This is a genomic window from Streptomyces sp. NBC_00775 (genome assembly GCF_036347135.1).
Classification (GTDB): Bacteria; Actinomycetota; Actinomycetes; order Streptomycetales; family Streptomycetaceae; genus Streptomyces; species Streptomyces lutosisoli.
The window spans coordinates 5453190-5464541 of sequence record NZ_CP108938.1; the positions used below are offsets into that span (position 1 = coordinate 5453190).

The 11352-nt window shown below is 67.5% G+C and carries 11 protein-coding genes; 6 read left to right on the forward strand and 5 right to left on the reverse strand.

What is annotated here, in order from left to right:
• The first annotated feature begins 2 nt into the window (after window positions 1-2).
• From yidC to OIC96_RS24310, 6 genes are all read left to right on the forward strand, one after another.
• Entirely contained in the window at window positions 3-1313 is a 1311-nt protein-coding gene (gene yidC, locus OIC96_RS24285) for a membrane protein insertase YidC (protein ID WP_330305806.1), read from the forward strand.
• A 15-nt stretch (window positions 1314-1328) separates the two neighbouring features.
• On the forward strand, window positions 1329-1838 hold the full coding sequence (locus OIC96_RS24290; protein WP_327430084.1) for a Jag family protein: 510 nt from the start codon (window positions 1329-1331) through the stop codon (window positions 1836-1838).
• A gap of 196 nt (window positions 1839-2034) precedes the next feature.
• Complete coding sequence (gene rsmG / locus OIC96_RS24295) at window positions 2035-2751, forward strand: 16S rRNA (guanine(527)-N(7))-methyltransferase RsmG (protein ID WP_327430083.1); 717 nt, start codon at window positions 2035-2037, stop codon at window positions 2749-2751.
• Between the two features lie 339 nt (window positions 2752-3090).
• On the forward strand, window positions 3091-4164 hold the full coding sequence (locus OIC96_RS24300; RefSeq protein WP_330310193.1) for a ParA family protein: 1074 nt from the start codon (window positions 3091-3093) through the stop codon (window positions 4162-4164).
• On the forward strand, window positions 4161-5255 hold the full coding sequence (locus OIC96_RS24305) for a ParB/RepB/Spo0J family partition protein (protein ID WP_330305805.1): 1095 nt from the start codon (window positions 4161-4163) through the stop codon (window positions 5253-5255). Before OIC96_RS24300 ends, OIC96_RS24305 begins: the two co-directional genes overlap by 4 nt.
• A 327-nt stretch (window positions 5256-5582) precedes the next feature.
• Window positions 5583-6200, forward strand: a complete 618-nt coding sequence (locus OIC96_RS24310) for a GNAT family N-acetyltransferase (protein ID WP_327430081.1) — start codon at window positions 5583-5585, stop codon at window positions 6198-6200.
• 138 nt (window positions 6201-6338) lie between these two features.
• On the opposite strand, the gene trxA is transcribed toward OIC96_RS24310, so the two are convergent.
• The 5 genes from trxA to OIC96_RS24335 form a co-directional block, all read right to left on the reverse strand.
• Window positions 6339-6671: a thioredoxin gene (trxA, locus tag OIC96_RS24315; protein ID WP_327430080.1), complete on the reverse strand. Its 333-nt coding sequence runs from the start codon at window positions 6669-6671 to the stop codon at window positions 6339-6341.
• A 43-nt stretch (window positions 6672-6714) separates the two neighbouring features.
• Window positions 6715-7677 carry a thioredoxin-disulfide reductase gene (trxB, locus tag OIC96_RS24320; RefSeq protein ID WP_327430079.1) on the reverse strand — a complete coding sequence of 321 codons (963 nt, stop codon included), beginning with the start codon at window positions 7675-7677 and terminating at the stop codon, window positions 6715-6717.
• 180 nt (window positions 7678-7857) lie between these two features.
• Window positions 7858-8805 carry a hypothetical protein gene (locus OIC96_RS24325; protein WP_330305804.1) on the reverse strand — a complete coding sequence of 316 codons (948 nt, stop codon included), beginning with the start codon at window positions 8803-8805 and terminating at the stop codon, window positions 7858-7860.
• Window positions 8802-9533, reverse strand: a complete 732-nt coding sequence (gene sigM, locus OIC96_RS24330) for an RNA polymerase sigma factor SigM (RefSeq protein ID WP_330305803.1) — start codon at window positions 9531-9533, stop codon at window positions 8802-8804. The genes OIC96_RS24325 and sigM overlap by 4 nt, the downstream gene beginning before the upstream one ends.
• Window positions 9534-9570: 37 nt before the next feature.
• Window positions 9571-11286, reverse strand: coding sequence for a protein kinase family protein (locus tag OIC96_RS24335; protein ID WP_330305802.1), 1716 nt, complete (start codon window positions 11284-11286; stop codon window positions 9571-9573).
• Window positions 11287-11352 lie beyond the last annotated feature (66 nt).

Consider the following 11352-nt stretch of genomic DNA (forward strand, 5'->3'; position numbering starts at 1 on the left):
TAGTGGACACGATTGCCAGTCTGTTCAGCTTCATCACGACACCCGTTTCCTGGGTCATCGTCCAGTTCCATGCCGTGTACGGGAAGATCTTCGGTCCCGACACGGGCTGGGCCTGGGGCTTGTCCATCGTGTCCCTGGTGATCCTGATCCGTATCTGCCTCATCCCGCTCTTTGTGAAGCAGATCAAGTCGACTCGGGCGATGCAGACGCTGCAGCCCGAGATGAAGAAGATCCAGGAGCGCTACAAGAACGACAAGCAGCGCCAGTCCGAAGAGATGATGAAGCTGTACAAGGAGACGGGTACCAACCCGCTCTCCTCGTGCCTTCCCATCCTGGCGCAGTCGCCGTTCTTCTTCGCCCTGTACCACGTGCTCAACGGCATCGCGACCGGCAAGACGATCGGCGTCATCGACGATCAACTGCTCGCCAGCGCGCGTCAGGCGCACATCTTCGGCGCCCCGCTGGCCGCGAAGTTCATGGACAGCTCGGCCAAGGTCGAGGCGCTGGGCGCCACGCTGCTGGACGTCCGTGTCGTGACCGCGGTCATGATCGTTCTGATGTGCTTCTCGCAGTTCTACACGCAGCGTCAGCTGATGACGAAGAACGTCGACACCACGGTGAAGACGCCCTTCATGCAGCAGCAGAAGATGCTGATGTACGTCTTCCCGGTCATGTTCGCCGTCTTCGGCATCAACTTCCCGGTCGGTGTCCTCGTCTACTGGCTGACCACCAACGTGTGGACCATGGGCCAGCAGATGTACGTGATCCGCAACAACCCGACTCCGGGCAGCAAGGCCCAGGCCGCGTTCCTGGAGCGCCTGCAGAAGCACGTCACGCACCACGGCAAGACCCGCAGCCGCCGCGAGAAGAACATCGTCAAGGCGATCGTCTCCAAGGGCCGCGACCGCAACGAGTTCGAGCGCAAGTTCATCAACACGCTGACCAAGGCGGGCCTGGCGGCCCAGACCGACGGCACCGTGGTGAAGGGCGAGAGCACGACCCTCGTCGAGACCGAGGACGGCACCCCGACCACCGGCGGCGCCGCTCCCAAGCGTCAGCAGCCGAAGCGGCAGTCGAAGTCCCAGCGCCAGTCGGGCACGGCGAAGGCGGCGGGCGAGTCCGAGTCGAAGACCTCGCTGAGCAAGTCCGACGAGCCGGAGGACCAGAAGCCGGAGGACGACAAGCCGGAGGACGCCAAGCCCGCTCCCAAGCAGGCGAGCGGCGGCAACAAGCCTGGCACCGGTACCCGCAGCAAAGCCCAGTCCGGACAGCGCAAGGGTCCGCAGCGGCCCAAGTCCCCGTCCAAGAAGTAAGAAGGAGTCCATCCCGTGACGGAAGGCACCACCTCCGCCGCCGCTGAGGGCGACACCCTGACCCGCCTTGAGCAGGAAGGCGAGATCGCGGCGGACTACCTCGAGGGTCTGCTGGACATCGCCGATCTCGACGGCGACATCGACATGGACGTCGAGGCCGACCGCGCGGCTGTCTCGATCGTCAGCGACGCCGGCAGCCGCGATCTGCAGAAGCTGGTCGGCCGGGACGGCGAGGTGCTGGAGGCCCTTCAGGAGCTCACCCGCCTGGCCGTGCACCGGGAGACCGGGGACCGCAGCCGGCTGATGCTGGACATCGCGGGCTACCGCGCCAAGAAGCGCGAGGAGCTCTCGGAGCTGGGCGCCAAGGCCGCGGCCGAGGTCAAGAGCTCCGGCGAGCCCGTGAAGATGAAGCCGATGACGCCCTTCGAGCGCAAGGTGGTCCACGACGCGGTCAAGGCCGCAGGCCTGCGCAGCGAGTCCGAGGGCGAGGAGCCGCAGCGCTTCGTCGTCGTGCTTCCCGCCTGATCGGTACGTACGTTCCTCCGGCCCCGTCTGTTGCGCAGGCGGGGCCGAAGTTTGTCAGCCTGTAGTCCCAGACAGCTGGTAGTCACCAGTAGCTGTGGTAGTTCCCGGACAGCTGTGGTCCCCGGCAGCTGTAGTCCCTGATAGTCCTGGAAGTCAGCGCTCAGTGCGCTTATGCGGTACGGAAGGACGGTCCCCCGTGACGGAGGCAGCGGAGCTTCCCCCTGCGCCCGAGCAGGCGCGCGAGGTATTCGGCGATCGCTTCGCGGACGCGGTCCGGTACGCGGAACTGCTGGCCGAGACGGGAGTGCAGCGCGGGCTGATCGGCCCCCGTGAAGTGCCCCGGCTGTGGGAGAGGCACCTGCTGAACTGCGCCGTGCTCTCCGAGGTCGTGCCCGAGGGCGTGACCGTGTGCGACGTCGGCTCCGGCGCCGGGCTGCCCGGTATTCCGCTGGCCCTGGTCCGGGAGGACCTGAAGATCACACTGCTGGAGCCGTTGCTGCGTCGGACCAACTTCCTCACCGAGGTCGTTGAGCTGCTCGGTCTCGACCATGTCACCGTCGTGCGCGGCCGCGCCGAGGAGGTCATGGGGAAGCTGCAGCCGGTCCATGTGGTGACGGCCAGGGCGGTCGCTCCCCTCGACCGGCTGGCGACGTGGGGCATCCCACTGCTTCGCCCGTACGGCGAGATGCTCGCGCTCAAGGGCGACACCGCCGAGGAGGAGCTGAAGGCCGCCGCCACGGCTCTGAGCAAGCTCGGAGCCGTGGAGACGTCCATCCTGCACGTCGGTGAGGGCGTGGTGGACCCGCTGTCGACCGTGGTGCGGGTTGAGGTCGGGGAGAGCCCCGGAGGGGTGCGCTTCGCGGCGAAGCGGGCCAAGGCGGCCCGGACGGGACGTGCGCGCCGCCGCCGCTGATCCTGAGTGTGAGATAAATCGTGTACTCCCGGCTCCGCAGGACGGAGCCGGGAGTTTTTCGTCACTCCCGCTGATCCGTCCTGACGACGAGCCGTACTCCACACAAGCTGCCAAACCTACGCATGTCGGAGTGTCGCGCCGTAATGGGCGGGACCGCTATGCATCGTGTTTCACGTGAAACGTCGCTCATTGCTGCACGGCATCATCAGTCGCGGACGCGCCGCGGCCGAACCCCGCGACCGGAGGCCTCTCGGTTCACTCGGAGAGGGTGCGGAGTTGTCCACAGAGGTGGATTTCTCCACAGAACAACGGGCCTCGCTGGTTCACGACCCCGAAGACATGGGAGGCTCTGTTCATTGCGAGCCTGAAGTCGAGGAGAGTGAATCCTTGCGGTCCGACGCCAACATCGCGGGACCGATGACCGATCCGGTCCCCGGTCCCCGTACCGAGTCGATGGGGGAGGATGTTTCACGTGAAACACCACCCCCGATGGACGACACTCCCATCGGTCGTGCTGCCCAACTGGCGGTCGAGGCGCTAGGTCGCGCCGGTGAGGGCCTGCCACGGCCCGCACAGACCCGCGTCATGGTGGTCGCCAACCAGAAGGGTGGGGTGGGTAAGACCACGACCACGGTCAACCTGGCTGCCTCACTGGCGCTGCACGGTGGCCGGGTCCTGGTGATCGACCTCGACCCTCAGGGCAATGCCTCCACGGCGCTGGGTATCGACCATCACGCCGAAGTTCCATCCATCTACGACGTGCTGATCGACAGCAAGCCGCTCTCCGAAGTCGTTCAGCCGGTCCCTGATGTCGAGGGACTCTTCTGCGCTCCCGCCACGATCGATCTCGCCGGTGCGGAGATCGAGCTGGTGTCCCTGGTGGCGCGGGAAAGCCGGCTGGAACGAGCGATCCAGGCATACGAGCAGCCGCTGGACTACATCCTCATCGACTGCCCGCCATCGCTCGGCCTCCTCACGGTCAACGCGTTGGTCGCCGGTGCGGAGGTGCTCATCCCCATCCAGTGCGAGTACTACGCGCTGGAAGGTCTGGGACAGCTTCTGCGCAATGTCGACCTGGTGCGGGGGCATCTCAACCCCGACCTCCATGTCTCGACGATCCTGCTCACCATGTACGACGGCCGGACGCGCCTCGCGTCGCAGGTCGCGGACGAGGTGCGCAGTCACTTCGGCGAAGAGGTGCTGCGGACGAGCATTCCGCGCTCGGTCCGTATCTCCGAGGCTCCGAGCTATGGGCAGACGGTTCTGACTTACGATCCGGGTTCGAGCGGTGCTCTCTCGTATCTTGAGGCCGCACGGGAAATCGCCCTCCGCGGAGTCGGAGTGGCGTACGACGAACAACACGCCCACGTGGGCGCACAGAATGATCAGAACATGGTGGAGGGGATCCAGTGAGCGAGCGACGACGGGGGCTGGGGCGAGGCCTCGGCGCACTGATCCCTGCGGCTCCGACAGGGGAGAAGGCGGCTTCCTCGGGGGGTGGAGCGTCCACCTCGCCGACGGCTCTACCGGTGCTTACCGCCGAGCGCGGGGTGGCGGCGGCGAAGGTGGCCATGCTGCCGCCTGTTTCACATGAAACGGAGGAGCCGTCGTACAACGGAGCTCTGGAGGCGCCCCCGGCGCCCGTCGGTGCTCACTTCGCCGAGCTGCCGCTCGACTTCATCACCCCGAACCCGCGTCAGCCTCGTGAGGTCTTCGACGAGGACGCTCTGGCTGAGCTGGTCACCTCCATCAAGGAGGTCGGGCTTCTCCAGCCCGTCGTGGTGCGTCAGGTGGGGCCGACGCGGTACGAGCTCATCATGGGCGAGCGGCGCTTCCGGGCATGCCGTGAGGCGGGGCTGGAGGCCATTCCGGCGATCGTGCGGGCCACGGAGGACGAGAAGCTTCTTCTGGACGCGCTGCTGGAGAACCTGCACCGTGCCCAGCTGAACCCGTTGGAAGAGGCGGCCGCCTACGACCAGCTGCTCAAGGACTTCAACTGCACGCACGACCAGTTGGCGGACCGGATCGGCCGGTCGCGCCCGCAGGTCTCGAACACCCTGCGCCTGCTGAAGCTCTCGCCCGCGGTGCAGCGTCGTGTTGCTGCCGGAGTCCTTTCCGCGGGGCATGCGCGAGCTCTGCTCTCCGTGGAGGACTCGGAGGAGCAGGACCGGCTGGCTCACCGCATCGTGGCCGAGGGGCTTTCGGTGCGGGCCGTCGAGGAGATCGTCACCCTCATGGGATCGCGGCCGCAGAGCGCACCGCGCTCCAAGGGGCCGCGGGCCGGCGCTCGGCTCTCCCCGGCGCTGAGTGATCTGGCGACGCGTCTCTCGGACCGCTTCGAGACTCGGGTGAAGGTCGACCTGGGGCAGAAGAAGGGCAAGATCACCGTCGAGTTCGCCTCGATGGACGACCTTGAGCGCATCCTGGGATCCCTCGCCCCGGGTGAGGGGCCAGTGCTTCAGAGGAGCCTTCTGGACGACGACTCCGACGACACGGAGGTCTGAGTCGCCCGAGGGCGGAGCGTCTCCCCTCGGCCGACCATCAGAGCGGGCCGTGTCCGGTGTGTACCGGAACACGGCCCGCTCTTTTGCTTTCTGGCGGTATCGATGGAATCGCATCGTGGATACGATGCGATCGGGTATGGCGCATCCACCTGGCAGCACCTTCATTGGGGAGGCGGGGGCCATGCAAACCGTGAGCCGCACCGGACTGCTGACCGCGGGTCTGGGCCTGGGGGCCGTCGGCGGCTTCGTCGGCAGTCTGCTCAGGGAGCGGAGCGCTCTGACAGCCGCCCGTGATGCTGCGGGCGAAGGAAGTGAGGAACATCCTTCATGGGGCGCCGGCTCGTTCCGCTCACGCTGGACAACCTTCAGGACCTTCCCAAGCGCTGTCGCGCGTGTGTCTTCTGGGAGCTGGACCCAGTCAGCGGTGAGGCCGCGCTGAAGGCGGGCACGCCCGCACTGGAGAAGGAAGCCTGGATCTCTGCGGTCCTGCTGGACTGGGGCTCCTGCGGCCGTGTCGTCTATGTGGACGACGTTCCGGTGGGCTTCGTGTTGTACGCGCCTCCCGCTTATGTCCCCCGCTCCACCGCTTTCCCCACGAGCCCGGTGTCGCCGGACGCGGTTCAGCTGATGACCGCTTTCATCATGCCGGGTTATCAGGGGCAGGGACTCGGCCGGGTGATGGTCCAGACGGTTGCCAAGGATCTGTTGCGCCGTGGCTTCAAGGCGATCGAGGCCTTCGGGGACTCACGGTGGAAGCAGCCGGCCTGTGTGCTGCCCGCCGACCATCTGCTGGCGGTCGGCTTCAAGACGGTCCGGCCGCACCCCACCTATCCGCGACTGAGGCTGGAGCTGCGAACGACGCTCTCCTGGAAGGAAGATGTCGAGCTGGCCCTGGACCGTCTTCTGGGAGCGGTACAGAAGGAACCGGCGCTTCGCCCCCTGTAGCCGGCGCTCTACTTCCGCATGACGCCCTGTTCCTGTAGGCGGGGCTCTGCGCCCCCATCAAGCGAATGGGCCAACCCGGAAGGGCTGGCCCATTCGTGTTTCACGTGAAACATCCGCCGCGCGTGCGGCCGTCACCGACTACTCGGCGATGAAGTCCTCAAGGTCGCGGACGATCGCGGCCTTCGGCTTCGCACCGACGATGGTCTTGGCGACCTCGCCACCCTGGTAGACGTTCAGGGTCGGGATCGACATCACGCCGTACTTGGCGGCCGTGCCCGGGTTCTCGTCGATGTTGAGCTTGACGACCTCGATCTTGTCGCCGTACTCGGCGGCGATCGCCTCGAGGGACGGCGCGATCTGGCGGCACGGGCCGCACCAGGCAGCCCAGAAGTCCACCAGGACGGGCTTGTCGCTCTTGAGGACGTCGGTCTCGAAGGAATCGTCGGTCACGTTCTTCAGGGTGCCGGCCACGGCGGGCTCCTTAACTCGTTGATGCGGTGGGGCGGATGGGGGATCAGACGGTGGCAGCCGCGGCGGCGGCCTCATCCGCGAGGGCGGCGAGGAAGCGCTCGGCGTCGAGAGCGGCGGAGCAACCGGTGCCGGCCGCGGTGATCGCCTGGCGGTACGTGTGGTCGACCACGTCACCGGCGCCGAAGACGCCGGTCAGGTTCGTCCGGGTCGAGGGCGCCTCGACCTTCAGGTAGCCCTCGTCGTCCAGGTCGAGCTGGCCCTTGAAGAGCTCGGTGCGAGGGTCGTGACCGATCGCGATGAACAGACCGGTCACCGGCAGCTCGGAGAGCTCGCCGGTCTTCAGGTTGCGCAGCGTCAGGCCCTCCAGCTTGGGGTTGCCCTTGATCTCGGCGACCTCGCTGTCCCAGACGAACTTGATCTTCGGGTCGGCGAACGCGCGCTCCTGCATCGCCTTCGAGGCGCGCAGGCTGTCCCGGCGGTGGACGATCGTCACGGACTTGGCGAAGCGCGAGAGGAAGGTGGCCTCCTCCATCGCGGTGTCGCCGCCGCCGATCACGGCGATGTCCTGGTCCTTGAAGAAGAAGCCGTCACAGGTCGCGCACCAGGAGACGCCACGCCCGGACAGGGCGTCCTCGTTGGGCAGGCCGAGCTTGCGGTGCTGCGAGCCCGTCGTGACGATGACGGCCTTGGCGCGGTGCACGGTGCCCGCGGTGTCCGTGACGGTCTTGATCTCGCCCGACAGGTCGACGGCGACGACGTCGTCCGGAACCAGCTCGGCACCGAAGCGCTCGGCCTGTCCGCGCATGTTGTCCATGAGCTCGGGGCCCATGATGCCGTCCTGGAAGCCGGGGAAGTTCTCCACCTCGGTGGTGTTCATCAGCGCACCGCCTGCGGTGACGGCGCCCTCGAACACCAACGGCTTCAGCGATGCGCGCGCGGTGTAGAGCGCTGCCGTGTAGCCGGCGGGCCCGGAGCCGATGATGATCACGTTACGGACGTCGCTCACGGCTTGATTCCTCGTCTCTGGAGACTGCTGCGTACTGGTGGAGCCTCTCTCAGTACTCTCACCCCACCCAACGGATCCTAAGGGGCTTCAATTCCCGGTGTGTCCGGGCACACGGAAGCGCGGTACCGCACAGAGATGCCATGCAGTATCACGGGAGGAAGCCTTTGGGTGCTGACGTGCTCAGGACCGGGCGTAGGACCGCGTCAGCAGCAGCTTTCCGGGGGACGCCGAGCCCTGCTTCTCGCAGGCGTCGTCGACGATGTAGGCCGTGACCCTCGTGCTGTCGGAGGCGTCGGGCTGGACGACGAGATAGACACTCGTCTCCTTGTAGGTGCCCTTCTCGGCAGCGAGGACGACTCCGCTGTTCCCGGTCCCTAGCTGGACACAGTCAGGGACGTGCACGTTGGGGGTGATCAAGGTGCCGACCCCGCCGGAATCGGTCCCTGCGCCATTCGACTCGATGCTCCAGGGCTTCGCGCTGCCGGAGCGGCTGCCCGTGCTCTTGTTCTTCGCGAGGAGCTCCGCGACCTGGCTCTCCAGCTTTCCCTCAGAAAAGGTGCCCTTCGAGCCGGACTCCTGCTGCGTCACCGTCGCAGGGCCCTTGCTGTCGCCGCCCATCGACTGCACGAGGATCGCGCCCAGTCCCAGAGCGGCAGCCGTGAAGACGGTGCCGAGAACGACCGTCCTGCGGCGCCCACGGCGTACCCGGTGGGCACGGCCGGGGCCGGTGGCCGCGCGAGGATGCCCCGACGGGCGGTCCGCGGACGAAGCGGAGCCCGAGTCGTCCGAGAGGACGGAGACGTCGGCAGTCGATGTTTCACGTGAAACACTCGCGCGGTCGTCCGCCGCACCGGATGCGTGATCGGGTGAGGTGGCAGTCAACAGGGCTTCCGCGGCCAGGGCGGCGTCGATGCGTCCGGCCACATCGTCGGGCATGCGCGTAGGGCCCGGCAGTGTGCCGAGCAGACCACGGATCTCCTCGAGTGAGTCGTACACGTCGGCACAGAGCACGCAGTCATCGAGATGCTGTCGCACGTCCGCGGTACGGGAAGGCGGGAGCAGACCTTCGGTGAGGTCGGAGATCTCCGCGACATCCGGGTGCCCGTCCGTATCCGTCGTGGATGTCACGCTCGCCCACCTCCGCCCTTCACCGCAGCTGAATCGCTTGGCCCTGCATCATGTGGACCCGCATCGTGGGGTCCCGCTGACGGTGGGACGGATGTCCCCTGCGTCCGGTTCCTTCCACCGCCCGACTTCTTGCCGTCCTGGCTGCTCCCGTTCTCCGTACGGAGATGGGTGAGCAGCGGGAGCAGTCTGGCTCTGCCGCGTGCACAGCGGCTCTTCACCGTGCCGGTCGGGACATCGAGGATGCGGGCCGCTTCCGCCACGGGGTAGCCCTGCATGTCCACCAGGACGAGGGCTGCGCGCTGGTCGGCCGGGAGAGTGTCCAGTGCTTGCAGGAGCTCGCGGTGCAGATCGTTGCGCTCGGCCGGGGCGGCGGCGGACTCGTGCGGTTCGAGGAGCTGTTCCAGGCGTTCGGTGTCGTCGACGGGAGATGTCTTCCTGGAGGCGGCCTTGCGGGCGCGGTCCAGGCAGGCGTTCACCGTGATGCGGTGCAGCCACGTCGTGACGGCCGACTGACCGCGGAAGGTGTGGGCGGCCCGGTAGGCGGAGACGAGCGCGTCCTGGACGGCGTCAGCGGCCTCCTCGCGGTCTCCCAGCGTCCGCAGGGCCACCGCCCACAGCCGGTCGCGGTGGCGCCGCACAAGCTCACCGAAGGCGTCGGGATCGCCCTCCACGTGGCGGGTGAGGAGGTCCTGATCGCTTGCTTCGCCGTATGCGGTTTCATCGGCCATCGGACCCCCTCCCCTTCAGCGACGCGTCGACGACCTGTCAGCCGGTGAACTTCACGTCCGTGATGGCCTGCTTGTAGCCCGCGCTGCTGTAACCGTCGGCGGGCGCTTTCGGCACGTCGGTGATCCACAGCAGGACGTACTGCGTCTTCACGGACTTGCCCTTCACCTTCGCGGTTGTGCCGCTCGTGGTGACGGAACCGATTTCGTTCATCCCGTCAACGGACGTCGAGGGCAACAACGAGTCCGTCGCGTACAGGTGGATCGTCGTGTGGTCCCCGGGATAGCGGAGTCCTATCGACGCGGCTGAGATCTCCTGGGCCGAGCCGAGGTCGTAGACGATGCCCACGCCGGGCTTGTAGGGCGCCAGCGTCGGACCGGCGTTGTACTTCTTGGTGCGCCAGTACGTGCTGCTGTCGCCGTCGTACGTCTTGCCGACGTCCCCGGCAGCCTGGGGCTCGCCGCTCGCGACGTACTCCTGCGCGTTCTGGATCTTGAGCTGCTTGGCCGGCTTGGTCTTGTCGCTGTTCTTGTCGTTGCCGTCGGTCGTCTGCGTCTGCTTCGTGTCGTCGGACTTGTTGTCCTGGTCCATGAGGGCGTCCGCGAGCTGCCAACTGCCCAGGCCCAGCGCGGCGATGAGGAGAGCCGACACGGCCCACTTGAGGGCCTTGCCGGTACGGCTCTGCAGCGGGGGCGGCGGAGTGGGCACGGGCTGGGTGACACCCGGACGCGGCGCCGGACGGCCGTACGAGCCCTGCTGGTACGTCGTGCGCTGGTACTCCGGCGGGGCGGTGAACACCGGCTCCGGCGGACGGATGCGGGGCATCTCGCTGACCGCCTTCACCAGTTCCTCCGGCGTGGTGCACGGGGATTCATGGCGGGAGGCGGTCGCGCCGTCGTTGGCGAGGGCGCGCATGGCGAGTTCGGACAGGCCCCGGTGGACGCCGGCGCGAACCTGGTCGGGGGCGATGAGGCCGACGCCCTTGGGCAGCCCGGACAGGCCGTACGCGTCGTTGTTGTAGGGCCAGCGCTGGGTGAGCGCGGCGTACAGGAGTGCGCCGATCGCCTCCGTGTCGGTGCGCTGCGGGGTGTCGGAACTGATGCCGCGCAGCGCGGCGTTCACGGCGAGCCCGCGGATGCGCCACTGGCCGGACGAGGTGCGCAGCACGGCGCCAGGGGTCAGCCGCAGATGCGCGAGGCCCTCGCGGTGCGCGGCGGCCATCGCCTGGGACACCTGGCTCACCATCTGGTAGGCCTCGTGCACCTCCAGCGGGCCCGAGGCCAGAAGCGCCGTCAGCTCCGTGGCGTCCGGCAGCCACTCGTGCACCACGTAGACGAGGTCGTTCTCCTCGACCGCGTCCAGGACCTGGACGAAGCGGGGATCGCCCAGCAGGGCGGAGGAACGGGCCGCCGCCAGTACCGAGCGGGCCCGTGGATGGTCGGCGGGCAGCAGGTGCACACCGACGGCGCGGCGGAGTTTCTCGTCCACCGCACGCCAACTACTGAAACCGTCCAGACGGGTGACGCACTCCTCGAGGCGGTAGCGTCTGGCGAGCTTGTGGCCGCTGTGCAGCTCGGGCGGTGAGGCCTTTCCGGGACTCTCGGTCCCGCCGCTCCCCTGTGCCTCTTCGCTCTCCGTGTCCCGCTCCCGGTTCTGGGCCACCCCGTCGGCCGTGGACTGGTCCGCCTTGGCGGTCAGCGGCTCGTCACCGCTGTTGTCTGCCACGTCGACGGCAGCCGTGCTCCGTTCCGCCACCGTCGTCCCTGCCTCCCCATCTGTTGCGCGCTGTCCGACGCAGAAACCAATTGTGCCCATAGTCCG